Source organism: Thalassospira xiamenensis M-5 = DSM 17429, assembly GCF_000300235.2.
Lineage (GTDB): Bacteria > Pseudomonadota > Alphaproteobacteria > Rhodospirillales > Thalassospiraceae > Thalassospira > Thalassospira xiamenensis.
Map to the genome: position 1 here is coordinate 4,541,716 of NZ_CP004388.1, position 25,100 is coordinate 4,566,815.

Annotated in this window: 25 protein-coding genes and 1 tRNA gene; 13 read left to right on the forward strand and 13 right to left on the reverse strand. The window is 52.7% G+C overall.

Annotated elements, in window-relative coordinates; genetic code table 11:
• Positions 1-34: 34 nt before the first annotated feature.
• Together TH3_RS21025 and TH3_RS21030 are read right to left on the reverse strand one after the other, a co-directional pair.
• Entirely contained in the window at positions 35-1,066 is a 1,032-nt protein-coding gene (locus tag TH3_RS21025; RefSeq protein ID WP_007088368.1) for a substrate-binding domain-containing protein, read from the reverse strand.
• Between the two features lie 72 nt (positions 1,067-1,138).
• Positions 1,139-1,951 (reverse strand): tetratricopeptide repeat protein, encoded by an 813-nt coding sequence (locus tag TH3_RS21030; protein ID WP_040061375.1) that lies wholly within the window; start codon positions 1,949-1,951, stop codon positions 1,139-1,141.
• Positions 1,952-2,196: 245 nt separating this feature from the next.
• Between TH3_RS21030 and TH3_RS21035 the strand changes: the two genes are divergently transcribed.
• Entirely contained in the window at positions 2,197-3,102 is a 906-nt protein-coding gene (locus tag TH3_RS21035; RefSeq protein WP_007088366.1) for an SDR family oxidoreductase, read from the forward strand.
• Positions 3,103-3,253: 151 nt separating this feature from the next.
• Positions 3,254-4,261 carry a complex I NDUFA9 subunit family protein gene (locus TH3_RS21040; RefSeq protein ID WP_007088365.1) on the forward strand — a complete coding sequence of 336 codons (1,008 nt, stop codon included), beginning with the start codon at positions 3,254-3,256 and terminating at the stop codon, positions 4,259-4,261.
• A gap of 86 nt (positions 4,262-4,347) precedes the next feature.
• On the opposite strand, the gene TH3_RS23140 is transcribed toward TH3_RS21040, so the two are convergent.
• The 3 genes from TH3_RS23140 to TH3_RS21055 all read right to left on the reverse strand — a co-directional run bounded on the left by TH3_RS23140 (position 4,348) and on the right by TH3_RS21055 (position 8,554).
• Complete coding sequence (locus TH3_RS23140; RefSeq protein ID WP_167710594.1) at positions 4,348-6,495, reverse strand: methyl-accepting chemotaxis protein; 2,148 nt, start codon at positions 6,493-6,495, stop codon at positions 4,348-4,350.
• 113 nt (positions 6,496-6,608) lie between these two features.
• Positions 6,609-7,394, reverse strand: a complete 786-nt coding sequence (locus TH3_RS21050; RefSeq protein ID WP_007088363.1) for a cobalt-precorrin-6A reductase — start codon at positions 7,392-7,394, stop codon at positions 6,609-6,611.
• Positions 7,395-7,420: 26 nt separating this feature from the next.
• Entirely contained in the window at positions 7,421-8,554 is a 1,134-nt protein-coding gene (locus TH3_RS21055) for a cobalt-precorrin-5B (C(1))-methyltransferase (RefSeq protein WP_007088362.1), read from the reverse strand.
• Between the two features lie 235 nt (positions 8,555-8,789).
• Here TH3_RS21055 and cobA point away from each other — a divergent pair, with 235 nt between their 5' ends.
• The 7 genes from cobA (at position 8,790) to TH3_RS21085 (ending at position 15,863) form a co-directional block, all read left to right on the forward strand.
• The gene (gene cobA / locus TH3_RS21060) at positions 8,790-9,659 is read left to right on the forward strand and encodes a uroporphyrinogen-III C-methyltransferase (protein ID WP_007088361.1); all 870 of its coding nucleotides are present in this window, start codon (positions 8,790-8,792) and stop codon (positions 9,657-9,659) included.
• Between the two features lie 78 nt (positions 9,660-9,737).
• Positions 9,738-10,526, forward strand: coding sequence for a sulfite exporter TauE/SafE family protein (locus tag TH3_RS21065; RefSeq protein WP_040061380.1), 789 nt, complete (start codon positions 9,738-9,740; stop codon positions 10,524-10,526).
• A gap of 155 nt (positions 10,527-10,681) precedes the next feature.
• Entirely contained in the window at positions 10,682-11,302 is a 621-nt protein-coding gene (locus TH3_RS21070; protein ID WP_007088359.1) for an SCO family protein, read from the forward strand.
• 55 nt (positions 11,303-11,357) lie between these two features.
• A complete protein-coding gene (locus tag TH3_RS21075) occupies positions 11,358-12,698 on the forward strand; it encodes a cobyrinic acid a,c-diamide synthase CobB (RefSeq protein ID WP_007088358.1) in 1,341 nt (446 codons plus the stop codon).
• Between the two features lie 84 nt (positions 12,699-12,782).
• Complete coding sequence (locus tag TH3_RS22730; protein WP_007088357.1) at positions 12,783-13,244, forward strand: YcgN family cysteine cluster protein; 462 nt, start codon at positions 12,783-12,785, stop codon at positions 13,242-13,244.
• A gap of 183 nt (positions 13,245-13,427) precedes the next feature.
• The gene (locus tag TH3_RS21080; RefSeq protein WP_007088356.1) at positions 13,428-14,918 is read left to right on the forward strand and encodes a methyl-accepting chemotaxis protein; all 1,491 of its coding nucleotides are present in this window, start codon (positions 13,428-13,430) and stop codon (positions 14,916-14,918) included.
• Positions 14,919-15,110: 192 nt separating this feature from the next.
• A complete protein-coding gene (locus tag TH3_RS21085; RefSeq protein ID WP_139328086.1) occupies positions 15,111-15,863 on the forward strand; it encodes an MBL fold metallo-hydrolase in 753 nt (250 codons plus the stop codon).
• 79 nt (positions 15,864-15,942) lie between these two features.
• Here TH3_RS21085 and TH3_RS21090 read toward each other — a convergent pair whose 3' ends face one another.
• From TH3_RS21090 to TH3_RS21115, 6 genes are all read right to left on the reverse strand, one after another.
• The gene (locus TH3_RS21090; RefSeq protein WP_007088354.1) at positions 15,943-16,209 is read right to left on the reverse strand and encodes a DUF1150 family protein; all 267 of its coding nucleotides are present in this window, start codon (positions 16,207-16,209) and stop codon (positions 15,943-15,945) included.
• 16 nt (positions 16,210-16,225) lie between these two features.
• Entirely contained in the window at positions 16,226-16,729 is a 504-nt protein-coding gene (locus TH3_RS21095; RefSeq protein WP_007088353.1) for an Hsp20 family protein, read from the reverse strand.
• 236 nt (positions 16,730-16,965) lie between these two features.
• The gene (locus TH3_RS21100) at positions 16,966-18,636 is read right to left on the reverse strand and encodes an adenylate/guanylate cyclase domain-containing protein (RefSeq protein ID WP_007088352.1); all 1,671 of its coding nucleotides are present in this window, start codon (positions 18,634-18,636) and stop codon (positions 16,966-16,968) included.
• A gap of 192 nt (positions 18,637-18,828) precedes the next feature.
• A complete protein-coding gene (locus tag TH3_RS21105; protein ID WP_007088351.1) occupies positions 18,829-19,554 on the reverse strand; it encodes a GMP synthase in 726 nt (241 codons plus the stop codon).
• Between the two features lie 206 nt (positions 19,555-19,760).
• Positions 19,761-20,210 carry a YeeE/YedE family protein gene (locus TH3_RS21110; RefSeq protein WP_007088350.1) on the reverse strand — a complete coding sequence of 150 codons (450 nt, stop codon included), beginning with the start codon at positions 20,208-20,210 and terminating at the stop codon, positions 19,761-19,763.
• A gap of 4 nt (positions 20,211-20,214) precedes the next feature.
• Positions 20,215-20,646 (reverse strand): YeeE/YedE family protein, encoded by a 432-nt coding sequence (locus TH3_RS21115; protein ID WP_007088349.1) that lies wholly within the window; start codon positions 20,644-20,646, stop codon positions 20,215-20,217.
• 72 nt (positions 20,647-20,718) lie between these two features.
• Here TH3_RS21115 and TH3_RS21120 point away from each other — a divergent pair, with 72 nt between their 5' ends.
• Both TH3_RS21120 and TH3_RS21125 read left to right on the forward strand, forming a co-directional pair.
• Positions 20,719-20,910 carry a hypothetical protein gene (locus TH3_RS21120; RefSeq protein WP_040060285.1) on the forward strand — a complete coding sequence of 64 codons (192 nt, stop codon included), beginning with the start codon at positions 20,719-20,721 and terminating at the stop codon, positions 20,908-20,910.
• Positions 20,911-20,956: 46 nt separating this feature from the next.
• Positions 20,957-21,931 (forward strand): class I SAM-dependent methyltransferase, encoded by a 975-nt coding sequence (locus tag TH3_RS21125; RefSeq protein WP_007088348.1) that lies wholly within the window; start codon positions 20,957-20,959, stop codon positions 21,929-21,931.
• A gap of 110 nt (positions 21,932-22,041) precedes the next feature.
• On the opposite strand, the gene TH3_RS21130 is transcribed toward TH3_RS21125, so the two are convergent.
• Both TH3_RS21130 and TH3_RS21135 read right to left on the reverse strand, forming a co-directional pair.
• Positions 22,042-22,117, reverse strand: a tRNA-Ala gene (locus TH3_RS21130).
• A gap of 100 nt (positions 22,118-22,217) precedes the next feature.
• On the reverse strand, positions 22,218-22,523 hold the full coding sequence (locus TH3_RS21135) for an FYDLN acid domain-containing protein (RefSeq protein WP_007088347.1): 306 nt from the start codon (positions 22,521-22,523) through the stop codon (positions 22,218-22,220).
• A 345-nt stretch (positions 22,524-22,868) separates the two neighbouring features.
• Here TH3_RS21135 and aroA point away from each other — a divergent pair, with 345 nt between their 5' ends.
• The gene (gene aroA, locus TH3_RS21140) at positions 22,869-24,215 is read left to right on the forward strand and encodes a 3-phosphoshikimate 1-carboxyvinyltransferase (RefSeq protein ID WP_007088346.1); all 1,347 of its coding nucleotides are present in this window, start codon (positions 22,869-22,871) and stop codon (positions 24,213-24,215) included.
• Positions 24,216-24,320: 105 nt separating this feature from the next.
• Positions 24,321-24,965, forward strand: a complete 645-nt coding sequence (gene cmk / locus TH3_RS21145; RefSeq protein ID WP_007088345.1) for a (d)CMP kinase — start codon at positions 24,321-24,323, stop codon at positions 24,963-24,965.
• Positions 24,966-25,100: the final 135 nt, after the last annotated feature.

Consider the following 25,100-nt stretch of genomic DNA (forward strand, 5'->3'; position numbering starts at 1 on the left):
TGTCCGGCCGTTTGTTCATCCATTTTGCGCGGGCTTAGTTCCCGACGAATTTCTTTGCCCCGGCAAGGGCGTCGGCACGTTCATCATCGGGCAGCGGGACCAAGCCATTTTCGGCAAGCAGGCCCTCCTCGCCAATCACCGTGTCCGAGGTATAGGTCGAAATGAACGAGCCAAGCGTTCTGACCAGTTGCTGGTGATCATCTTTAACATACAGGTAAAGGGCGCGCGATCCGGGATAGCTGCCGTCAAGGATCGTATCGTAATCGGGGGCAACGCCATTGATCGATACACCCTGCATGGTGTCGCGATTGCGGTCCAGGTTGTTGAAACCCATAATGCCGTAGGACTTCGGGTCTTTCTCAAGTTTGCTGATGACCAGACGATCATTTTCACCGGCAGCGATATAGGCACCGTCTTCGCGGATGGTGCGGCACAGAAGGCGGAAGCTTTCGGGGTCGCTGGCTTCGAGGCTGGCGATGTCACTGAAAGTTGCGCATCCCTTGTCCATGAGAAGCTGTCCCATCAGGTCGCGTGTACCCGATGTCGGCGGCGGACCATAGACGCGTATCGGAATATCGGGCAGGTCGGCATCGATATCGGACCATTTGACATTCGGATTGGGAACGCTTGCGCCCTGAACCGGGACAGTACGGGCCAGTGCCAGATAAAGCTGCCGTGCAGTCAATGACATGGTCGGTGCATTACGTCCTCCCATAAGCACGATGCCGTCGTAACCGATTTTTATTTCGCTGATATTGCGTACCGAATTGGCAGCACAGATGGCGGTTTCCGACCCGGTGATCTGGCGTGATGCATCGACAATATCGGGATATTCCGCACCGATCCCGCCGCAGAACAGTTTAAAACCGCCACCAGAACCGGTGCTTTCAACCACCGGGGCGGGTTCACCGGTGGTCTTGCCAAAATATTCGGCGACCTTGGTGGTCAGCGGAAAGATGGTCGAAGAACCGACAATTCTTATCTGGTCACGCGCCTGCGCAGTGTTTGCGGCAAGCATCATGGATATGGACGCGGCGATGGCGGTCGTGGCAATCAAACGACGCATGGGGTCCCCCGGCTGAAAATCTGGCGATATGGTCCCGAAACCGACGGGCACATATCAAGTACGGATCAGAACCTATTCCGATCCGGTTTGAACATCCATCTTTTCTATATTCGCTCTTGCTGCATCAGCGACAGGGGTTCCGTTTGAATTTTCTATGACAGTTAGATAATCCTGACGCGCAAGGTCATTGTCTTTGTTGATCCGGTGCAGGTTCGCACGTTCAAAAAGCGCCTGAATATTTTGGGGCGAGAGTTCCAGCGCGCGTTGAATATCGGTCATGGCAAGGTCGTATGTTTCAAGCATGCGCCACGCCGTGCCGCGATAAATCAGTGCTTCGACATTGTTTGGATCAAGATCAAGCGCATTGTTAAGGTCATCGATTGAATCCCAATACTGACCGGCCATGCCAAGTACCATTGCCCGATCAACCCAAAGGGTCGGATCGTTTTTAACAATGCCAAGTGCGCGGGACTGGTCGCGCCAGGCAAATTCCAGATTTCCCGCCATCATCCAGCTTTGTCCGGCCTGGGCCAAAAGCCCGGCGACAACCTGTTGCGGGGATGTGCTTTCATCGGCAAGTGCATCAAGGCGGGTTGCGGCTTCTTCGTATTTTTCAAGTGCAATCAGGGCGACCGCAACGCAATGTTTCGCCGGTTCACCGCCGCCCATATCGCGCCATGCGATGGCGCTTTCAAAACCGTCTTCGGGTTTCAGGCGGGCGAGTTTCAGGCAGTCCTGATATTGTTTGGCGTCCTCCGCGCTCATATCCGTGCCTTGCGCCAAGGCTTGCCTTTGCAGGCCGAGCGAAACCAGAACCATGCCAAACAAAGTCATCGTAATAAGGGATGATGCGCGCAGGGTTTTGCGTGCAAGCAGTTCAGACATGATGGGCCTTTCAGTTTGGCGTTGGTTGCAAGGCGGATCGATAATGATCAGCATAGGCGGCTGTTGTCGATTCTGATCTGACCAGAAGCCGTTTATAAGGGCCGCATTGCAAATCATGAAAGCGGCAAGAAAATGATTGTGATTTCAAAGTTTCCGAAAACCGACCGGAAAGCTTTTGTCATGCGCGTTCAGGGCCGATAGTGTTCCACACACAAAGATAGTCGCCCCGGCATATGGATTTGATAATGACCGAAAAGCTGTTTTGCTTCGGATTGGGATTTTCAGCGCGCCTTGTCGCAAATCAGTTACGCGAAGAAGGCTGGGAAATTGCCGGTACCACGCGTAGCGCAGAAAAGGCCGATAAACTGCGCGCAGAGGGGATTGAGCCGCACATTTTTTCCGATGACAAGCCGGTTGCCGATATTCGCGATGCCCTTAAAGATGTGACACATGTCCTGATTTCTGCGCCGCCGGGTGGAAATGGTGATCCTGTTCTGGCCCATCATGCCAGTGATCTTGCTGCGTTGCCGGGTGGTACATGGATCGGATATCTGTCGACAACAGGTGTTTATGGCGATTACGACGGTGCGACCGTCACCGAAGATGACGACCTGATGCCAAGCGGCAAACGTGGTCGCAGAAGGGTGGCCGCAGAAAAGGCATGGTTCGATCTGGGGCAGCGTCATGATCTTTGTGTGCAAAGTTTCCGATTGGCCGGGATTTACGGACCGGGACGTAATGCCCTGGAAACGGTTCGATCCGGACGGGCGCGGCGGGTTGTAAAGCCCGGACAGGTTTTTTCACGTATCCATGTCGAAGATATTGCACAGACGGTTCTGGCATCCATCAAACGTCCGAATGCCGGTGCGGCTTATAATGTGTGTGACGATGATGCCGCTCCTCCGCAGGATGTGATTGCGTATGCCTGTGGTTTGCTGGGTATGGACCCTCCGCCGGAGGAAGATTTCAAGACGGCATATCTGAGCCCGATGGCTGCAAGCTTTTATGAAGATAACAAGCGGGTTGCCAATGACCGTATCAAGGCCGAACTTGGTGTGAAGCTGCGTTTTCCCGACTACAAGGCGGGTTTGCTGGCGCTCCATGATGAAATATTGGCCAAAATCAACGGGGGCGGGACACATGCGCTTTAAAAGCGCATTGTTGACGCACCCTATGGGTCGTATATAACCGCTTAGGAATTTTGATCGGGCCGATATCCGCATTTGGCCCTGATGGTACCCAGCGCCGGATCGTGATGGCGGGATCATCGCGACATTACCGACCGGCAAGGAGAGAGCAAGCATGGATCGTCGTATCGTAACCGTTTTTGGCGGCACCGGATTTGTCGGGCGTCATATCGTCAAGCGCCTGCTTGAGCGCGACTTTATCGTCCGCGTTCCGACCCGCAGCTTTGAGCGCGTCAAGAAACTGAAGCCGATGGGCTATCTTGGGCAGGTGGTTCCGGTGCATTGCGATGTCCGCAATGAAGAGACGCTCAAAAGCGCGATCGAAGGTTCGGAAGCGGTGATCAACCTGCTGGGCATTCTGTATCAGCGCGGCAGCAGCAGTTTCATGAATATCCATGTCAAAGCGGCCAAGCGTATTGCCGAGGAAGCCAAGGCATGCGGTGTGAAAACCTTCCTGCATATGTCGGCGCTTGGTGTGGATAAGAACCCGCATGCGCTTTATGCGACTTCGAAACTGGCTGGTGAAAAAGCTGTTCGCGCAGCCTTCCCGGATGCGGTGATTTTCCGTCCGTCGGTTATCTTCGGCCCGGAAGACAAGTTCCTGAACCAGTTTGCCACCATGGCGCGCTATTCCTCGGTTCTGCCGGTCATTGGTGCGCCGGGCCTGCCGAAGGTTGAACTCGACAAAGGCAAGGTCGACATGCTTGGCGATGGCGGACCGAAATTCCAGCCGGTCTATGTTGCCGACGTTGCGGAGGCATTCGTGACGGCACTGGTCGAGGGTAAATCTGCGGGTAAAACCTATGAACTGGGGGGGCCGGAAGTCTATAGCTTCATGGGACTCCTGCGCGATATGCTACAGATCACCCGCCAGCGCGCCATTCTGATGCCAGTGCCGTTCTGGCTGGCGTCGATCAAGGCGTTTTTCCTGCAATTCCTGCCAAAACCGCTTTTGACCCCGGATCAGGTTCGTCTGCTTAAAACCGATAATGTCGTGTCTGACGGTGCCGAAGGTTTTGCCGAGCTTGGCATTACGCCCAACAGCGTTGAAGCAATTGCGCCGACCTATCTGAAGCGTTTCTGCCCGCCGCGCAAAAGCGGTGAGTTCCGGCGTTTCGTCTAAGCACTAAATCTTTCAGAACTGATATTAAAATCCCCGCCGATTATTTCGGCGGGGATTTTTGTTGATTTCAGGCATTCTCAAGCAGCCTAACCGGCGCGAACACGGGCTACAAAGCTGTTGGCTTCGTCCTGCAGACGATGGGCCTTTTGCAGAAGCTCTTCGGCAGTGTTGCGGGTTGAACCTGACAGGTCCTGAACTGCCTCGGCGGCACGCGATACATTGAGCATGTTTTCAGACACGTGACGCACACCGTTGGCGGCTTCTTCCGATCCGCTGGCAATCTCGGCCGTGGCAGAACCCTGTTGACGCATGGCGGCTGCGATCGAGCTTGAGATCGTATCGATTTCGCCGATAGTCCGGGCGATGGTCGAAATCATCTCGACGGCTTCGCTGCTGACCGAACGCATTTCTTCGATTTGCTTGCCGATATCCTCGGTCGCGCGCTGGGTTTGGGATGCCAGATTTTTGACCTCGTTTGCGACCACGGCAAAGCCCTTGCCGGCGTCACCGGCTCGTGCGGCTTCGATGGTAGCGTTAAGGGCCAGCAGGTTGGTTTGGTCAGCAATGGTCGTGATCAGTTCAATGACTTCGCCAATGCGATTTGCCGTGTCAGACATCTGGCGAACGGTTTCATCAGATTTGCGGGCTTCGGAAACGGCAGCGCGGGAAACTTCCTCTGCCTTGGAAACCTGTCGTTCGATTTCGGCAATCGATGCAGACAGTTCCTCGGTTGCGGACGAGACCGAGCTGACATTCTGGGATGCATTCTGGGATGCTTCGCTGACTTCGATTGCGCGGTGAACGTTGTCACCGGCGTTATGTGCCATGTTGTCGGCGGCATCGCGCATGTCACCAACCTGGGACAGCAGTTCCGTGACCAGCCCATTGACGGAACTTTCAAAGCCGTTCGCCATTTCCAGCAATGCTTCGCGACGTTGTTGTTCCGCACGAATTTCTGCGGCTTTGTTTTCTTCCCGAAGACGTTCTGCTTCCTTCGCGTTTTCCCGGAACAATTCGACTGCCGATGCCATATCTGCAATTTCGTCGCTGCCATGATCGGTTACCGGTGTTTCAAGGTCGCCTTTGGTCAAGCGATCCATGGCAACGTTCAATCCGATCAGACGGGCCAAAAGATTGCGTTGGACATAAAGCCATATGATCAGTGCAGAAATAATCAGTGCTGCGGTCGCAACCCCGATCATGATGTTTTTCGCAATGCCGATGGTGGTTGTAACCCCCTGATTGGCATCGTTGATTTTCGCGCGCATATCTTCCAGAAGTCGTTGCGCGGTTTGGGCCATTTGTTGGGATGTCTCTGTTGTTTGTGTCAACAGATCGGTCAGCAAAGCTTCGCTAACGAATTCGTTCTGACGCAAATTGAACAGATTGTTACTGCCGTTCGATGTCAGACCATTTGCAATTGTTTCAACCGACGATCTTGCCGTTTCGCGATCTTCATCCGACGGAATTTCATCTGAGCCACTTTGCATTTGGGGGATAAGCGGCGTTGATAAATTCTTGATCTTGTCGAGTTCTTCGGGGCTGCTTGCCGTGAAAGTCATGCGGGCCAGTGCGGGAATCTTAAGTGCCACCGCGCGCAGTTCCAGCATGTTCTTTGTTGTTGGCGCGTCCTCTCCGCGAAGCGTATTCAGCGTTTGAAAGACTTCTTTGGTTTTCTCCGGATTGCGGACCAGGCCATATAGCTGGCTTAAGTTGTTTTCCAGATTGCTGTTCGCCATGTCACTGGCGCTGATTGTGATCGATTCAATTTCATTCACGGCGCGAATGATGTCACTCATGATAAGTTGACGCGTTTTCTGCGTGTCAAATCGTGACTTCATGATATCGGACAAGCTATTAATATTATTGATCATCTTCCCTGTTTGTTGGGAGAATGAGCTTAGTATTTCGCCATCAATATCGTATCTGGCCAACTCGGCGATTTGATCGTTCATGCGATTTTCGATCATGCCGAGTGCTTTGGTCGTGTTTTCCAACTGTGCTTCTGATTGCGCAGTTGTGACACGACGCGCCATGCCGGTGACGGCATCGCTAAACGCGCTTAGTTCCTGGCCGGAAATCAGGGCCGGGATAGCTTCTTCTGCTACGACTTTTTGCTGTTGTTCTGTGATTTGGAAAGAAAAAACCGCTAGGGCGGCGGCACATACAGCGAGCAAGGCGATTGGCACAATTGCCAGCATCAGCCTTCCGCGCAAACCAATTTTGCCGGTCATGACAATTCCCATTAAGGATTTCAGGGTGTCGGCGGCTTATTTTGCCCTTCTCGACTGTTGTTACTTGGACCGCCCTGAAAGGTCCAAATCACGAGAAGAAATATCTTTTTGAGTCAGTGTTTTGCAAGCGTATTTCTGATTTTTTCTATTATTTCTTGTATTTTCTCTGCTTGTTCAACCGGAGCTGCACCGGGCCGTTCAACCATGATGATCGGTATGTTCAGTTCGCGGGCAGCCAGAATCTTGGCTTCGGTAGCATCACCGCCGCTATTTTTGCTGACGATGACATCGATTTTGTGGCGTTGCAGAAGTTCGATTTCCCCTTCGGCCGTGAAGGGACCACGGGCAATCAGCCATTCACCCAGAGTCAGATTGAATGGATCTTTGGGAGACTCGACAGTCCGCACAAGCAGCCATGTTTTTTCCAAGCCTTCGAAATGGGCAAGATCCTTGCGTCCGCTGGCGATCAAGGCGCGTTTTCCGTGTTCGGGCAGGATTTGAGCTGCCTCTGCGAGGCTTCTGACGATGATCCAGCGGTCTTTATCCGTTTTTTGCCATGCTGACCGCTGAAACTGAATGCAGGGTGTCGCCACCGCGTGACAGGCTTGGGCAATGTGGCTGGATATCTGTGTGGCATAGGGGTGAGTTGCATCGATCACGAGATCGATTTTTTCCGAACCCAGACAGGATATGATGCCTTCGGCTCCGCCAAAACCACCAATGCGGACGGGGATGCCATCCGGTAATCTTGGGGCACTGGTACGACCGGCAAGAGAGAGCTGCAGACGCACATCTGATCCGAATTCCTGTAACAGGTCAGCAGCGATACGGTTGGCATCCCCCGTGCCGCCAAAAATAAGAATGTTCAGCGGGGTTTCTGTGTTTCGAGGGGGAGTCATATGTTGCGGGCCTGTTCTTGTTCATTTTAAAGGTTCGGCTTTGTGCCTTCGGCGGGAAGAAAGGCGTCAAAATCACCATGTCCGGCACGGGCGATGATCCTGCCAACACGATCAACAACGACAATTTCGATGGCGGAAGCACCGTCGATGGTTGCGCGGGCGGTTTCACCAGCCTGAAGGGCAATGGTGCGTGCTATATCAACGTTTCTGGATGAGCAAAGTTCCAGAACCTGTTTGGCCGTATTGGCATTGGCAATTTCAGATACCAGTTCGGCATCACCGCCAAGTGCGGCAACTGTATCAGAGAGCTTGTTGAAATCGACTTCGGACCGGCTGCTATGCAGATCCATATGGCCCTGCGCCAGTTTGACCAGTTTGGCAAATCCGCCTGAAATTGTGATATAATCGACTGGATGGCGACGCAGATATTTTAGCATGCCGCCAACAAAGTCGCCCATATCCAGGATAGCCTCGTCCGGCAGATTATAAAATTGCCGAATGGCAGCTTCGGACGTTTTGCCGGTGGCCCCGGCAACATGTTTGCGGCCGGTGGCGCGCGCGACATCAATGCCACGATGGATGGAATGAACCCACGCCGAACAGCTGAACGGAATCACCACGCCGGTGGTTCCCAGTACGGAAAGACCGCCAACAATTCCCAGTCGCGGGTTCCAGGTTTTCAGAGCGATTTCCCGCCCGCCGGGAATGGAAATTTCAATTTCGACATCGGTAGTCGCGTTAAACCTGTTTGCCAGTTCGACGATCTGCTGTGTCATCATTTCGCGCGGTTTGGGGTTGATCGCGGCTTCGCCCACCGGGATGGGCAGGCCAGGTTTCGTAATCATCCCGACACCGTCGCCGGCATGGAAGGTGATGCCGGACCCCTGTTGTCCATGGCGGATTGTTGCAATGATTTCCGCGCCATGGGTGACATCGGGATCATCGCCTGCATCCTTGATCACGCTTGCCCGTGCCCAGCCATCGCCGGTTTCAGCCTTGATCAGGTTAAAGGATGGTGTTTCACCCCGGGGAAGGATGATGGTGACCGGATCAGGAAATTCGCCAGACAAAAGCGCTTGCCACGCCGCGCGGGTTGCCGCGGTGGCACAGGCCCCCGTTGTCCATCCCTTGCGTAGTGGTCCGTCCGGTTTTCGGGTCATGGGGCGGGCGATCCCGGTTTATGGCTTTGAAGATTTGGGTTAACCATTATTATGGCACCACGCATTTTTTGACAAAGCTCATATATTAAACATTATAAATGATGTGGTATTAGGTAAATAACGAAAAAAATACGGATTAATATGTTGGACGTAGCACCAAGATGCTGTTTAACATATCCATACGATCCGGTCCTGCACAGATGGACCAGTTGGCTGAGAGATAAAGAATTCCGCAATGACGACACTTGGTCTTGATTTTCCGGTATTTGAGCCGGGTTGGGTTTGGCTGGTCGGCGCAGGTCCGGGTGATCCCGGTTTGCTGACGCTTCATGCTGTCAATGCGATGCAGCAGGCCGATATTGTTGTCTATGATGCGTTGGTTGATGACCGGATTCTCAATCTTTTGCGTTCGGATGCCAAGCGTGTTTATGCCGGGAAGCGCGGTGGTCGGCCGTCTTCAAAGCAAACGGATATATCCCTGCAGCTTGTTGATTACGCCAAGCAGGGCTTAAGGGTTCTGCGGCTTAAGGGTGGTGATCCGTTTGTTTTTGGTCGCGGTGGTGAAGAAGGTCTGACGCTGGTTGAACATAATGTGCCGTTCCGGGTCGTGCCGGGTATTACGGCGGGGATTGCCGGTGCGGCCTATGCCGGGATTCCAACAACGCATCGTGATTGCAATTCATCGGTAACCTTTGTCACAGGCCACGGTTCAAGTGGCGAAATGCCCGATAACATTAATTGGGCGGCTCTTGCCAAAGGGGCGCCGGTATTGGTGCTGTATATGGCGATGAAGCATTTGCGCCGTATTTCATCGGAACTGATGGCCAATGGACGATCCGGTGACGAACCACTTGCGGTTATCAATCAGGCAACAACCCCCAATCAGGGCATTCTGATTTCAACGCTTGCCAATGCGGCCGATGATGTCGAAAAAGCCGGTGTGGAACCGCCGGCAGTTTGTATTCTGGGCAAGGTGGTCGACTTGCGCGACCGGTTGAACTGGCTTTCGCCGCAGGATGACGTCAAAGCCGTGCGCCATGTTCCGTTCGAACAGGTTCTTGACCTTATTACCATGCCGGTGGATACGAACGTTTCCAAATCCTGAGTTCCGGATTGATCTATATCGTTGTTCTCAATGGATCGGCGCGTCACAATCGACGCAACTGATCATTCCGGGTGGATCATGGACGAACAACAGATACTGATCCGCATCATCGAAAGCGGCTGGGCACAATGCGCCACTGTCCTTCAAGAGGACAGCGGCGTTTTGGCGACAGCATTGATTGCCGGACTTGTCGGCAGTGCCACGCACTGTGTCGGGATGTGTGGGCCATTTGTGATCAGTCAGGTCACGTCGCGCATGGAAAAGCTGCCGCTTGAAAAGATGAGCGAGCTTCGCCGACTTACCGGGGCCGCCTTATTGCCTTATCAGTTTGGCCGATTGACGACCTATACCCTGCTTGGTGTGATGGCGGGCTTTTTCGCCGATAGCATCACGGTGCTGACCAAAATCTGGTGGTTGGGGCCTATGTTGCTTTTGTGTGCGGCACTTTTCTTTCTGGTCTTTGGGGTAATCGGTCTGGTGCCACATCTTGCCGGGCTGTTTCCAAACGTGGCTGGAGGAAATGCTGCGGGGGCATGGTGGAACCGTGTGGTTGGTGACCGAACCAAACCGCTATTTGGTGCGCCATTTGGCTGGCGGGGTTATCTGCTGGGGATCATGCTTGGATTTATTCCCTGCGGTCTGATTTATGGTGCGCTGGTTCTGGCGGCCGCAGGTGGCAATGCATTGACCGGCGGGTTCGTCATGGCGGTATTTGGTCTTGGCACCGTGCCGATGCTGTTTGCAACGGGTGTGATCGGCCAGTATGCCACCCGACGTTTTCGTGCTTTTATGGCACCGGTTGGGCGGGGGCTTATGGTCGTTAACGCCATCATCCTTGCCATGCTGGCATTTCATCAGATCGGATAATTTTGCGAATTCGCAATGACGCTATTGTGAGCCATGGCACAGTCACGGGTCTTGCATGATCGTTTTGCGGATTTATAGTGCCCGCAAGACAGTGGGTTATTCATCCGGTTGATTGCGGCAAAGGTAATCCCGGGACAAAAGGAACAGGTAGCGGCGTGAGCAGGAAAACACTCGTAATCATTCTGGCGATTGCGCTGGTTCTCGGAATCGGATTGACCTATCGACTGATGATGATGGGATCGGAAACCGTATCTTCAAGTTCGGGTGCTGCGGCAATTGGCGGCCCGTTTGAACTGGTTGATCAAAATGGTCAGACCCGCACCGAACAGGATTTCCGCGGAAAATACATGCTGATTTATTTCGGTTATACCTATTGTCCGGACGTTTGCCCGACCGAATTGCAGGTGATGGGCAATGCGCTTGATGCCCTTGATCCCGAAATTGCCAATGAAGTAACACCGGTCTTTATTTCGGTTGATCCGGAACGCGATACAGTTGACGCGATTGCGGCTTATGTTCCCCATTTTCATGAACGTATGGTCGGCCTGACCGGAACGCTTGAACAGACTACAGCCGCGGCAAAGACTTTCCGTGTGTATTACGCCAAGGCATATGCCGACGGGGAAGCAAAGGATTCGGATGCCTATCTGATGGACCATTCGTCCTTTGTGTATCTGATGGGACGTGATGGGTCATTTATCCGTCACTTTAATTACGGAACAGCCCCGGAAGATATGGCAAAGGGCATTGCCGAAGTCGTTAAGAAGAACGGATGATTACCGCGTTTCTGTAGGGATCAGTTTGTGCGGCATTCAGGGAAACCGGAAGAATATGGAATTATCTGCAATGCAGCTTCCGGGCCTGATTATTGCCGCACCTTCGTCAAATAGCGGCAAGACGGTTCTGACGCTTGGCCTTTTGCGTGCACTTGCCAATCGGGGTGTTCGTGTAGCGGCGGCGAAAACCGGACCGGACTATATAGACCCGGCATTTCAGGCCGCTGCATGCCGAGAAAAATGTATCAATCTTGATCCCTGGGCGATGTCCGGTAATCAGATCGTTACGCTTGCCCAGCGGCAGGCCGGGGAGAAGTCACTTCTTCTGTGCGAAGGCGTGATGGGGTTGTTTGACGGGGCGGCGGACGGCAGTGGGTCGACGGCCGATCTTGCGGCGATGATGAATTGGCCGGTGGTGCTGGTTATTGACGTCAAGGGGCAGTCGGCATCGGCTGCCGCGGTGATCGCCGGGTTCGCCGGCTTTCGCAAAGATGTGAAAATTGCGGCTGTGATCCTGAACCGGGTTGGCAGTTATCGGCATCGTATGATGATTGAAACGGCATGCCGCGAACATCTTCCGGAAATTCCTGTGATCGGGGCGGTCCGGCGCAGTGATACATTATCGCTGCCCGAACGGCATCTTGGCCTTGTGCAGGCAGGCGAACATGACGCGCTTGATGTGTTTCTTGATCAGGCGGCCGGGATTATTGCCGAGGATGTCAATCTTGATCAGTTGATCGGTCTGGTACGCGGGCGGAAACTTGCGGTGGGGGCTGGTGATGGTTCGGATGCGGTTGGCATCGGTATCCCGCCATTGGGGCAGCATATCGCCATCGCACGGGATACGGCTTTTGCCTTTGCCTATCCCCATCTTCTTGAAGACTGGCGCCGTCAGGGGGCGGAATTATCGTTCTTTTCCCCGCTTGCCGATGAACCTCCCAGCAAGGGGGCGAACGCGGTCTATCTGCCGGGCGGTTATCCGGAACTGCATGGGGAACAACTGGCGAATGCCGGAAATTTCAAAGCGGCACTCGCGGCGCTGGCAGCCAGAAATATCCCGATCTATGGCGAATGCGGTGGCTATATGATGCTGGGCGAGGCATTGATTGATGCAACTGGCCAACATCACCAGATGCTTGGGCTTTTGCCCCTTGTGACGAGCTTTGCTGATCGCAAGCTGCATTTGGGATATCGAACACTGGTTTTGTCCGGGGCAACAGCTTTGGGGCCGGTTGGGACCGTTCTTCGCGGGCACGAGTTTCACTATGCCTCGACCATCAAAGCCGATGGTACGCCCCTTGGAAACATGGCCACGGCAACTGGTGATGACCTTGGCAGTGCCGGTTTGATGAAGGGCAGTGTTTTCGGCTCGTTCTTTCATCTGATCTGCCAGTAGCTTCGATTGGTGATCTTTGCGGTTTGGAAGTCCGCCATATGCTACAATCCAAAAATAATAAAATGATGCCGGACGAGAGAGACGATGACAGAGCCGACGGTTGAGACAGGGAATGAACCGTTTTGGGAAACCAAGACGCTTGATGAAATGACTACCGAGGAATGGGAGTCCATTTGCGACGGATGCGGCAAATGCTGTCTGCATAAGCTGCAGGATGAGGACACCGACTTTGTTTATTATACCTCGGTAGCCTGTCGATTACTCGATTGCGAAACCTGCAGCTGCAAGGATTATCCAAATCGAACCCAGCATGTGCCTGACTGTGTGCAACTTTCGCAGGAAAACGTCACGACATTGTCCTGGATGCCATCGACATGTGCCTATCGTTTGATGGCCGAAGGAAAAGGATTACCTGACTGGCACCCACTAATTTCAGGACGCGCAGACTCAACGATCGCGGCGGGAATGTCGATCAAGGGAATGGTGATCTCAGAGGATGACGCCCACCCTGATTTGACCCGATATATTGTAAAATGGCCAGCTTGAACGTATAATCCAAAGTATGTTCACCTATGCTAAAATAGGTGGTTGATTACTTCATCGGTATAGATACCCTGTGATCCGAACAATTGCGCAGTATATGCGGAATTGTTCGTTTTGTTTTTATACATGCCTCTAAATGACCGGGTCTTCAGTTAGAAACCCGGGCAACACAAGGAAGACATTCGGATGGGTTTTGCGTCACTTTTCAGTAATGACAAGTCGCAGGAAGGTCAGCAGATTGTAAATGCGCTTAGCCTGTCGATGGCTGTTATCGAGTTTTCGATTAATGGTAAGATTCTGACCGCCAATGATAATTTCCTGAAAACAATGGGTTTCTCGCTGGAGGAAATTGTTGGTCGGCATCATTCGATGTTTGTCCCGCGTGAAATCAGTAATGGCGAAGAATACCGGAAATTCTGGGAACAGCTTCGCAGCGGTAAATTCTCGTCGGGTGCTGTGCCGCATGTGCGCAAAAATGGCGAGATGATATGGCTTGAAGCAACTTACAACCCGATTCTTGGCAAAGACGGAAAGCCGACGAAGGTCGTCAAATTTGCATCCGACATTACAGCGCGTCGCGTTGAGCGTGCGGTTTTGCAAAGTGTCTTTGACGCGATGGAAAAATCGCAGGCCGTGATCGAGTTTGACCTGAAGGGCATTATCCTTAAGGCAAACAAGAATTTTCTCGATGCCATGGGATACAGACTCGATGAAATTATCGGCAAGCATCACAGCATGTTTGTTGAGCCAGAATATCGTGACTCTGCCGAATATCGCTCGTTCTGGGAAACCCTGAAAACCGGGAATTTCCATACGGGCCAATTCAAACGCGTCGGCAAGGGCGGCAAGGAAATCTGGATTGAGGCGTCCTATAACCCGGTGCTTGATCCGGTTGGAAAGCCTTTCAAGGTGATCAAGTTCGCGACAGATATTACCGAGCAAACCCTTCTGTTGCTTGAGCTCAAGACCATGATCGATCAGAACTTTACCGAGATCGATAGTAACATCGCCGCTTTGGGCAATTCGGCCAATCAAAGTGTCAGCACATCCGAGGAAACCTCGCATACGGTGCAGACCGTTGCGGCCAGTGCCGAGCAGATGGCGGCATCAATTGCAGAAATTTCGCGTAGTATGGCGCAGTCTCGTGACGAAACAGAGCGCGCATTTGATCAGACGATCAGCGCCAACAGCTCGACCCAGCGTATGGCGGAGGTTGTCGAGTCAATGGGGAGCATCGTTGAAGTCATTCAGAATATTGCCGGGCAGATCAACCTTCTGGCATTGAATGCGACGATAGAGAGCGCGCGTGCGGGCGATGCTGGCAAGGGGTTTGCCGTTGTTGCCAACGAGGTTAAGAACCTGGCCAATCAGGCCGCTCGTGCGACCGAGCAGATTTCCGATGAAATTTCAGGCATTCAGTCGATCTCGTCGGAGGTTGTCGGTGCCCTTGAAACCATTCGTCGTTCGGTGGAAACGGTCAGGGACAGTGTCACCAACATATCCTCGGCGGTTGAGGAACAAAGTGCGGTGACTGAAGGCGTTTCGGAAAACATGCGCATGATGGCAGGTGCGGTTGATGGTCTTGCCCGGAACCTTGATAACATCAAGTCCACCACGGGTATGGTCGCCGACTCGGTCAGTCGAACCCGTAAGGCTGCGGAAGTCCTGGCGCGTTAACCGTCTGATTTCCTATACAGATGTATCGAACTGCAGGATGGCCGATGCATTCGGCCGTCCAGTTTTGTTTGTGCGGTGACGGTTTTGAGACTTTATCGCGAAAACAAATCTGAACAGCTTGCCTAATGTTCACTGTCTCAGCAAAAATAGACACTCATTGCAAATGATCCGCAAACAGCGCGGTGACAGGGAATGTCGAGTGAATATATGCGCATAGATGTTCTGGGTGTTGGCGAGGCATTCGATCCCGCCTTTGAAAACTCATCCGTCGTGGTGAGTGCAAATGGCTATCGGTTGATGATTGACTGTGGGGCAACGGTGCCCGGATTGCTGATGCGCAAGTTTCCCGATCCGGATGCCATTGATGCGATTTATTTCACCCACATGCATCCCGATCACGTTTTCGGACTGGTGCCGGTTATGCTGAACTGGCGCGATGACGGTCGATCAAAGCCGATCCATATCATCGCGACACCTGCGGTACGCAATCATCTGGAAAAGATCATGGAGCTTGGCTTTGCCGGGCTTGGAAGTGCGTGGCCGTTTGAAATTATCTGGCATGCGGTGCCGGAAACCACGCAGATAGGTCCGTTCGAAACCAAATTTGCCCGTTCCGATCACAGCGTTCAGAACCATGCAATTTTGCTGCGTTTCGAAAATAAGGGTTTTGCCTATTCCGGTGACGGTAACGTGACAGCCGATACTACAGCGCTTTTTACCGCTGCTGATCTGGTGTTTCAGGAAACATATTTGCCCAAGCATGATCCAAAACATGCCGCGCACTGCGATTTGGAAACTGTTCTGCAATTGGCATCTGATATGCCCGGATCACGTTTCTGGCTCTATCACATCAAACGTGATGTAAGACGTGAGATCGCCGAACTTCTGCGCGAAAATCCGCAGGTACGGGTTGCCGTACCTGGCGAAGTGATCGAAATTCGTTAGGGTGACGCCTGATCAAACCCAGCAAAAAGGCAGCCCATTGGCTGCCTTCTGATTTCCGAGATATCCTGATCGGGTCGTCTTAGTGAACCGAACGCGGGTCCATGTCGTGCTGGCGGATTGCCGCATGGGCTACGGCCTGACTTTCGAACGATGCGATATGGGTACCATCGGCGGTAAATACCCCAAAGACCGTTTCGTTGCTTTCGTCTTCAGGATTGGCCATCGCGCGCACATAAGCAAAATCGTGAATGCCAAGCATGGCAAAATCACCAGACGAAAGCAGGTTCAAATCCTGTTCCGCGCCGCGGGTTTCTTTGGTCTCATGGTCTGAGATGCGATTGCTCATAAAACCACTCTCCTTGTTACGCCTTGCGGCTTTTATCTTCGACCGCGTCTGCGCCATTTTCAGCATCGACGGTCATATCTATGGTGCGTGACGAGACGGCTTTCTTCTTGGCAGAGTTGATCGCAATTTCACGTACAACCGGTTCAGGAACCGGACGGTTCAAATCCACATGCAAAAGTCCGTTATCAAGATGGGCGCCAACAACTTCAATACCCTCGGCCAGTACAAAGGAACGCTGGAACTGGCGGGATGCTATACCGCGATGGATATAGATGCGGTTGCTGTCGTCTTCCTGATGCTTGCCACGAATAATCAACTGGTTGTCTTCGGTCGTTACCGACAGATCGTCTTCGGCAAATCCTGCGACCGCGACCGTGATACGCAGATGGTTTTCGCCGATTTGCTCGATATTATAAGGCGGATAGCCTTCTGCCTTGGTTTTGGAAACCTGATCAAGAACACGTTCGATCTGGTCAAACCCCAACAGCAGCGGACTGTTAAACATTGAAATTCGTGACATAGGCAGCACCTCCTCAGTAGAGCGAGTGTGATATCGACCAGACCCCACGCTTTTGGCGTTTCGGGCGTCTGAACATCTGACCCGACCCGTTCGGCATCAGACATATCTATCTAATCGAATAAATGTGGTTTTCTATCGCATAGTCAAGACCCGGATTGATACTGTAACCGCGGAAACCTTGGGAATATGCGATATCAGACCTGTGTAATACGCAGATCATGACCGATCAGAGATGATCATACAACGCGTTCCGGCAGTTCGGGCATATTTTCCAGTGCATAGTAGGCAACAGTCTGATCCTTTCCGCGCAAGGCCACTTCATGCATCACCGCATTTTCAGGTAATGGAATCGGCCCATGGTCGAAAATTGCCTTTGATATCACCAGCGGCACACCATGCTTTTTGGTCTGGCTTTCCAGTCTTGCAGCCGTATTGATCGTGTCGCCGATGGCGCTGATGTTTTCGCGGCCGGGTGGCCCCATTTCGCCAACAATCGCTTCGCCCATGTGAATGCCAATACCGATGCGCAATGTATGCGGAAGCTCTGATTTCAAATGTTCATTCAGATTTTCGATTCGGCGCAACATCCCCGCCGCCCCGTGAAGGGCATCACGGATCATGGTTTCCGTATCGTCCGTATCAAGACCATAAAGCGCCATCAGGCCATCACCGGTGAACTGGGCATAGAGCCCGCCACTTTCGCGTAAGGCTTCTGTCATTTCGGCAAAAAACTGGTTCAGGATGAACAGCACATCGTAGGGCATTTTCTTTTCGCCCAAACGTGTCGAATCCCGAAGGTCGGTGAATATGGAAACAACCTGACGTTCGCTACCGGACAGACCGCCGGGGCGGCGTCCATCCTGTGCGGTGGCGTTCGGCGGCAATAACGGCGCAACCGCAAGATCGTTTACCGGTTTGATCTGGCAGGCCAATCGCATACCACGCGGCGCGTGGATGCTCTCAAGCGCGGCTGCTTCGATCTTGCCGGGGGCTGCAAGCTGATCAATGCCCGATCCGCAATGGATGCGGCATGTCGTGCAACGACCATGTCCGCCACAAACCGATGCCATCTGCACACCGGCATCGCGAAGGGCTTCAAGTGCCGTTGCCCCGGGGGCGACGCGGATCAGCTTGCCGTTGGGCATCGATAGCATCGGTCCGCGTTTGATGCGATCAACGGTCTGGCGAATTTGCCGCACGACAAAGGGTGCCAAAGCCAGAGAAATGGCAATTATCGTGCCTGGGAGAAGCGCATTTTCATAAAATTTTACTGCCGCGTCATTGACGTTTGCGGCATCCAGAACACCAAAAACATATTTGCGTCCGCCTTCTTCGGTCCGGCGAATGATTTCAGCGGACGCCGCGCCAAATCCGGCCAGTGCCAGTGTCGGGACAAGTACTGCTGATGCGCCAAGCACACCGCGCCAACGCGGGTAAAATGGCTTTAATCGCAGCCAGAAATGAATACCGATACAACCATGGGTCCAGACGACAATCACAGCGATTGCATGCAATACGCCCTGGCTCGGAATAAACACGGCAAGATCAAGCAAAACACGTTCAAACGCGGAATCGACACCAAATCCGAGGTCGATGATCCGTGTTGCGATGATATGGCGGAACAATAGAAATGGAATGCACAGACCAAGGACCATCTGTGTCCATTCGGATTTGCGCAGGCGCAGGGAGCGCCTGCTGGTCAGTCGCGCTGTCGCAAGAAGGAAATGCGTGATCGCAGCGCATAAAAGAAGAATTTCCAGCGGTGGGAATTGCCAGATACCGGTTGTAACCGGGACGATGGCTTCCATTGCTTCGGGCGAAATGATGCCAGCGGCCTGATTGATCAGATGCATGAAGACATATGCAAACAGCGTCAGACCGGAATAAAGCCGTAAATTCTGGATCATGGCATTCCATTTTACTGGCAGAAATTTTGCTAAAGTCCAGTATCAGACGCAATCATAAACAAATCGTATTGCGGAATGTTCTGAAAACTTCCAGCCGGTTGCGCATGCATCACTATATCTTAAAACGCAAAACGGACCGCCATCGAAATGCCGCGGTCCGTTATAAGGGGATAATGCCTTCCCGATCCTGGGTCAGGCGGCTTTAACCGCCCGATTACCCCGCAGGAAATTGAGCATCCATTTGGCAAACAGTTGGCTATCAAGCTTTTCGTCAAGTGACTTGGTTGCCTTTGAATGTACGTCTTCGGGCAACAATGTGTATCGTGCCTTCAGCAATGCTTCTTCATAGGGGCGCTGGAATTCCGGATGCGGCTGGATCGAAGCAGCGGTTTCGCCGTATTGAATAGCGGCATAGGGGCAGAATTCAGAGCTTGCCCAAACATTTGCGCCTTCGGGCAATTCTATAACCTGATCCTGATGGAATGCGTTCAGCTTGAACTTGGCCGGCGCATTTCCAAGCCAGATCGGGGCCGTTTTGCTGGTGGTGTATTCATGAACACCAATACCCCAGCCTTTGTCAGATTTGACGACCTTGCCACCAAGGGAGGCTGCCAGAATCTGGTGACCAAAGCAGACCCCGAAAACAGGAATTTGGGCGGCGACGATATCGCGAAGGAATTCCTGCAAACGGATCATCCAGGGTTCGTTTTCATAAACACCATGCTTTGATCCGGTCACAATCCAGGCATCGACGGCATTCAGGTCTTCGGGGAATTGATCCAAAAGTACAGTCCAGGTCTGGAAGGCAAGCTCGGGATCCAATGCGCCAAGCATGGTTTCGAACATGGATGGATAGCTTTTGAATTCATCGCGAAGTTCTTCCGGAACAAGACCGGTTTCAAGAATGCCGATTTTCATGCGAGGCCTTTGAAATCATACTGTGATGTTGTTTTGCACATATGCCAGTGTCGCTGCAAAGACAAGCATGTTGCAGCAAGATTTCAGGCTTTCCAGACTAGTCGCCACAAATTTTGAATGCTAACAGATTGATTTCCCTGTGAATGGCAATTTGTGGCGTATGGCTGGTTTGCGTGGCGCACTTGCCATAAAGGTTAAGGGTTTCGCTATTTTTGCGCGATTGCGGCCTGATCCAATGTGTTCATCATCAGTTTATGCACGATCATTCCGGCGATCATCGCGATCACAAAAATGATTGTTTCGATATGCCCAAAGGCAAGCGCACTAATCGCGGGACCCGGGCAATAGCCAACCATGCCCCACCCAATGCCGAACAAAAGCCCGCCAATAACCAGATTGCGGTCAATGTCGCGTCGTTTCGGCAGTTCTATTGTCCCGCCGCAAATGGCAGTTCTGCGGGATTGGGCAAAGCGAAATATCGGGAATGCGATAACAAGGGCACCCGCCATGACGAACGCAAGGCTGGGGTCCCAGTTTCCGGTCTGGATCGCTGCGATATCAAGGAAACCAAGAACCTTTTGGGGGTCTGTCATCCCCGAAATGATTAGGCCCAAGCCGAACAGGGCGCCACAGAAAGCAGAAGCAAGAATACGCATTGATTTAGCCCCCGATAACATGACGAATGACAAAGGTACTGGCCATGCCCGCGCCCATGAAACACAGGGTGGCGACCATTGATCGTGCTGACAGACGCGACAGGCCGCAAATTCCGTGTCCGCTGGTGCAGCCACTGCCAAGTCTCGTGCCAAACCCGACGATCAAGCCGGCTGCAATAATGACCGGCCAGGAAGCGCTTACAATGCTTTGGGCATTGATCGGGGTGAGGGCCAACAGGATCATTGGCGCAATGATCATGCCAGAGATAAAGGCAAGTTTTTCAACGCGACCCGATGTCGGGCCTTTGCTGGTAAGTAGGCTTCCCAGGATGCCGCTGATGCCCGCAATGCGGCCATTGAGTAAAAGGTAAAGGCCTGAAGCCAGTCCGATCAGCGAACCACCCAGAAGTGCGGAATAAGGCGTAAAGTTTTCCATCTTGTTTCCCGGCAGCAAGAGGTTGAGGTAAATATTTATATTAATACATTATGTTTTAATCAAGTTATTCTGGTGATCGCCCGGATCACCCAAGACTATTCATCAACTGCGAAGTTTGTTGTGAATTCTGATGCAGAGGGACCAGATAAAATGATTTTGCAGCGTACAAAAGTGATAAAATTAGATAAACATCTGATTTTAAATGATATTATCCATATTGCCAAAAGCGCGGATTCAGCTGATATAGCGATGATCGAGTTTTGATGCTGCCGGTCATTTGGCCGGAGCCTTTTCGGATTTCTTCATATACATGAGCAAAGATCGTTTGTTGGCCAGTCGGCGGCTTGATGTCGCGCTGGCGCTTGTCGGGCAGAATGATACCGAGGCCGCAATCGATGTGACCCGGGCGGCAATTTCGGCTGATCCCGATTGGGAAGAAGCACATTTTGTGCTGGGCGATATTTTCGAACGCATGGGACAGCACGAAAATGCGATCGAAGCTTTTCGTCAGTGCCTTGCTCTTGATCCGGTTGACCGTATGGGAGCCGAAGTTCGACTGACTTTGCTGGGTGCGGTTGCCATGCGCGATCGCTTGCCGCCTGATTATGTTCGGGCCCTGTTTGACGACTATGCACCACGTTTTGAAATCTCGTTGCGGGATCGCTTGGCCTATCGTGGGCCGGAGCTTCTTTTTGAAGCCATCCGGCCATACTTGCCGGAATTGTTGCGCCCGTTGCGGGTTCTTGATCTTGGTTGCGGTACAGGATTGGTCGCGGATGTTTTTGCGGGCCATGTTGACGTGATTGACGGTGTCGATCTATCGCCGCGCATGATTAACCGGGCAAAGGCAAAGGGTCTTTATCGAAATCTGATTGCCGCGGACATCACGGATTTGCCTGATGCGCTTGATCGCGACTATGGCCTGGTGGTTGCTGCTGATGTTCTGAATTATCTGGGCGATCTTGTCCCGGCGTTGCGGGCTGCCCACGAGCGGCTTGTACCAGGTGGATTGATGGTTTTCTCACTTGAACATGGCGACACATTCCCGTTCGATCTTGGGCCGGGGCAAAGGTTCCGCCATCATGAACAGGCAATTCATGACTGGTTGAAAGATTGCCAGTTCAAAGTCATTGCCGATGTGATTGGAATTTTGCGACAGGAAAAGGGGAATCCTGTTTCAGGCCGTATTATGGTGGTTCGTGCAGGAGATGGTATCGCCGAATTGCTTGATGGCTTTGGACATCTTCCCGACCCGGAGCGTTCAATCGATCACACCGTCCACTAAGCAGTATTTTACATCCAGACGCTTTTGAAGGTCGTCCTTTGGACGGCCTTTTCATATGGGCAAAGAATACTGAAACGACAAAACCCGTCGCTTTAGGCGACGGGTTTTGATGGTGGAGCCGATCAGGATCGAACTGACGACCTCTACAATGCCATTGTAGCGCTCTCCCAACTGAGCTACGGCCCCATTTTAGTCCGCGTCGCAACGATTTTGGGTGTTTCCGTTGCGGCGCGGGCGATATTTAGAAGGTTCACCAAATCTTGGCAAGACCTATTTTCAAAAAATCCTAGCGGTCGTCTTCGTCGCTTTCGACATGTTCGAGAACTTCGCCAAGATCATCGTCATCTTCACCAAGATCAGACGCATCCTCAAGGATATCGTCATCAATATCGGTGTCGACGTCGTCATCGAGATCGACGTCATCATCAAGATCTTCGTCTTCTTCCGGCTTCGGCTTTGCAACCGCGGCTTTCTTGATTTTGGTCACCCCGTCCGGGGTTGCGCATTTGGGGCACACGACCGGCGTACGATTCAAATCATAGTATTTGGTACCGCAGGCTTGGCAGTGACGTTTCTTACCGCGTGCTGACATTACGGCAAACCCTCTTAAATACCGTTTCATCAAAGAATGGGTTGAAGGCCGAATTCACCTTCTTCTAGTTGGCCCAATTGCCATCTTGGGGCGGGCTTGTCAAAAGGAAATTGTCCGATTTTATTCCAAGCCTCAAAAAGGCGGGATTCTGCGCTACGCGCCGTCATAAGCTTCAAGCAAAATTTGGCTTCGATACTGGTGCGTCAAAAGCGCATATGATACGAGTTTGCCCCCGGCAATCGAACGTACCATTTGCGCCTGGACTTGCGGCGGCATCAAGGTACGGTTCAATGGCCGGAAAACGATTATTTGATGGTCACAACAAGACATAGACAGGCAGGCCCGATGAGCTCTTCGCAGACCAAACGTCCGCTTCAATCGCTGAAGTCCCGTGCGCTTAAAGGCGATATCCGGGTTCCCGGCGACAAATCAATTTCCCATCGTTCCCTGATGTTTGGCGGCCTTGCCATTGGTGAAACGAAAATTACCGGCCTGCTCGAAGGTGAAGATGTACTGGCAACCGCAGAAGCCATGCGCAAGCTTGGCGCGACCGTTAATCGCGATAATGACGGGACCTGGCATGTGACTGGTGTCGGGGTTGGCGCCTTGCGGGAACCTGATAGCGTCATTGACATGGGCAATGCGGGAACCGGTATTCGCCTGATGGCCGGGATTGTTGCGACCCATCCGATCACCACTTTCTTTACCGGTGATGCGTCGCTTTGCAAACGTCCGATGGGGCGTGTTGCCGACCCGCTTGCTGAATTCGGTGCGCAATTCATCACGCGTGAACGTGGTCGCCCGCCGATGGCCGTCATTGGAACCGATGAAGCAAAACCGGTGACATATACGCTGCCGATGGCATCCGCGCAGGTAAAATCGGCCGTGTTGCTTGCCGGTTTGAATACCGCCGGAACGACCACAGTGATCGAACCGAAACCATCGCGTGATCATACCGAACGCATGTTGCGTCATTTCGGTGTCGATGTTGATGTTAGCATCAATGACGATGGCGGCCGCACGGTCAGCCTGACCGGCCCGGTTGAAATGAAGGCGGCTGATATTGTGGTTCCCACAGATCCGAGCTCGGCGGCATTTCCACTGGTGGCGGCTTTGATCAATCCGGAATCACAGGTTACCATCCGTGATGTCTGTTTAAACCCGTTGCGGACCGGCCTGATCACGACGCTTATTGAAATGGGCGGTGACATTACGATTGTTAACGAACGTGAAGAAGCCGGTGAAACCATCGGTGATCTTGTTGTTAGTGGTAAAAATCGCCTGACCGGCATTGTTGTGCCAGCAGAACGTGCGCCATCAATGATTGACGAATATCCGGTGCTGGCTGTTGCTGCTGCTTATGCGCAGGGTGAAACCCGGATGTGCGGACTTGAAGAATTGCGGGTTAAAGAATCGGATCGTCTTGCCGCTGTGGCCGCGGGTCTGGCAGCAAACGGGATCATTCATCGTATCGAAGGTGACGACCTTATTGTTACGGGTGGCGATGTGCCGGGTGGCGGCATGGTTGAGACCCACCTTGATCATCGCATTGCCATGTCGTTCCTTGTTCTTGGACTGGGCGCGAATGATCCGGTTGCGGTTGATGATGCCAACCCGATTGCGACCAGTTTTCCGAGTTTCGAAGCGCTGATGCGCGAGCTTGGGGCCAACCTTGCCCCGGCTGGTTCGTAATCTGTTTCGCGGGCGGGCTTCTCTATTCACATACCGGGGCTCGTAATGCCGTTCTTGGCACACAAGTATTAAGTGAGACATCAAAACAAACAGGGGCACCCGCGCATGATCATCGCAATTGACGGACCGGCAGCATCGGGAAAAGGTACTTTGGCGCGTCGAGTCGCTGCAGCAATGGACTATGCCTACCTTGATACCGGACTTTTATACCGGGCAACGGGCGCAAAGGTTTTGGCGCTTGGGCTTGATCCTTCGAACGAGGATGCAGCGGTCGGGGTGGCAGAAAAACTTGGTGCCGACGATCTTGAGAGTGAAGAGCTTCGTAGCGAAGAAGTTGGAAGTGCCGCATCAAAAGTTGCAGCGATTCCAAAGGTTCGCGCGGTGTTGCTAGCTTTTCAGCGCAACCTTGCCAGCAGCCCGCCTGATGGCAAACGTGGTGCTGTTCTGGATGGTCGTGACATTGGCACGGTTGTCTGTCCGGATGCCCTGATCAAGTTCTATTTGACGGCCAGTGTCGAAGAACGTGCAAACCGTCGGTTCAAACAGTTGCAGGAAAAAAATCCCGCTGCTATATACGAGCGCGTTCTCAAGGAGCTTGAAGAACGGGATGCTCGAGACAGTGCGCGGGACGTTGCGCCGCTCAAGATGGCATCGGACGCAATCCACATCGATACGGATCGTCTGAATGCTGATGCGGTGTTTAATGCAGTCATGGCGCATATTCGGACCCATATGGGCGAGAATGACTGACACACGGGCGTTTTAACCGTCAAGCGACAGAACGATCTCAGGGGTTGTTACCCTAAGGTGAACGACATGTGCGTTCACCTTTTCGTCTATGGAAAACCGTTTGGTTTTTCGCGAACGGGATCGGGACATCGATTG

What these genes read in the sequence shown, in the direction of transcription:
- TH3_RS21040 (WP_007088365.1), top strand. Translation starts at nt 3,254, where the DNA reads ATGGATCGTCGTATCGTAACCGTTTTTGGCGGCACCGGATTTGTCGGG.
- TH3_RS21025 (WP_007088368.1), bottom strand. Translation starts at nt 1,066, where the DNA reads ATGCGTCGTTTGATTGCCACGACCGCCATCGCCGCGTCCATATCCATG.
- TH3_RS21055 (WP_007088362.1), bottom strand. Translation starts at nt 8,554, where the DNA reads ATGACCCGAAAACCGGACGGACCACTACGCAAGGGATGGACAACGGGG.
- TH3_RS21090 (WP_007088354.1), bottom strand. Translation starts at nt 16,209, where the DNA reads ATGAGCAATCGCATCTCAGACCATGAGACCAAAGAAACCCGCGGCGCG.
- cobA (WP_007088361.1), top strand. Translation starts at nt 8,790, where the DNA reads ATGACGACACTTGGTCTTGATTTTCCGGTATTTGAGCCGGGTTGGGTT.
- cmk (WP_007088345.1), top strand. Translation starts at nt 24,321, where the DNA reads ATGATCATCGCAATTGACGGACCGGCAGCATCGGGAAAAGGTACTTTG.
- TH3_RS21085 (WP_139328086.1), top strand. Translation starts at nt 15,111, where the DNA reads ATGTCGAGTGAATATATGCGCATAGATGTTCTGGGTGTTGGCGAGGCA.
- TH3_RS23140 (WP_167710594.1), bottom strand. Translation starts at nt 6,495, where the DNA reads ATGACCGGCAAAATTGGTTTGCGCGGAAGGCTGATGCTGGCAATTGTG.
- TH3_RS21065 (WP_040061380.1), top strand. Translation starts at nt 9,738, where the DNA reads ATGGACGAACAACAGATACTGATCCGCATCATCGAAAGCGGCTGGGCA.
- TH3_RS21075 (WP_007088358.1), top strand. Translation starts at nt 11,358, where the DNA reads ATGGAATTATCTGCAATGCAGCTTCCGGGCCTGATTATTGCCGCACCT.
- TH3_RS21125 (WP_007088348.1), top strand. Translation starts at nt 20,957, where the DNA reads ATGAGCAAAGATCGTTTGTTGGCCAGTCGGCGGCTTGATGTCGCGCTG.
- TH3_RS21115 (WP_007088349.1), bottom strand. Translation starts at nt 20,646, where the DNA reads ATGGAAAACTTTACGCCTTATTCCGCACTTCTGGGTGGTTCGCTGATC.
- TH3_RS21095 (WP_007088353.1), bottom strand. Translation starts at nt 16,729, where the DNA reads ATGTCACGAATTTCAATGTTTAACAGTCCGCTGCTGTTGGGGTTTGAC.
- TH3_RS21105 (WP_007088351.1), bottom strand. Translation starts at nt 19,554, where the DNA reads ATGAAAATCGGCATTCTTGAAACCGGTCTTGTTCCGGAAGAACTTCGC.
- TH3_RS21030 (WP_040061375.1), bottom strand. Translation starts at nt 1,951, where the DNA reads ATGTCTGAACTGCTTGCACGCAAAACCCTGCGCGCATCATCCCTTATT.
- TH3_RS21135 (WP_007088347.1), bottom strand. Translation starts at nt 22,523, where the DNA reads ATGTCAGCACGCGGTAAGAAACGTCACTGCCAAGCCTGCGGTACCAAA.
- TH3_RS21100 (WP_007088352.1), bottom strand. Translation starts at nt 18,636, where the DNA reads ATGATCCAGAATTTACGGCTTTATTCCGGTCTGACGCTGTTTGCATAT.
- TH3_RS22730 (WP_007088357.1), top strand. Translation starts at nt 12,783, where the DNA reads ATGACAGAGCCGACGGTTGAGACAGGGAATGAACCGTTTTGGGAAACC.
- TH3_RS21050 (WP_007088363.1), bottom strand. Translation starts at nt 7,394, where the DNA reads ATGACTCCCCCTCGAAACACAGAAACCCCGCTGAACATTCTTATTTTT.
- TH3_RS21080 (WP_007088356.1), top strand. Translation starts at nt 13,428, where the DNA reads ATGGGTTTTGCGTCACTTTTCAGTAATGACAAGTCGCAGGAAGGTCAG.
- TH3_RS21035 (WP_007088366.1), top strand. Translation starts at nt 2,197, where the DNA reads ATGACCGAAAAGCTGTTTTGCTTCGGATTGGGATTTTCAGCGCGCCTT.
- aroA (WP_007088346.1), top strand. Translation starts at nt 22,869, where the DNA reads ATGAGCTCTTCGCAGACCAAACGTCCGCTTCAATCGCTGAAGTCCCGT.
- TH3_RS21110 (WP_007088350.1), bottom strand. Translation starts at nt 20,210, where the DNA reads ATGCGTATTCTTGCTTCTGCTTTCTGTGGCGCCCTGTTCGGCTTGGGC.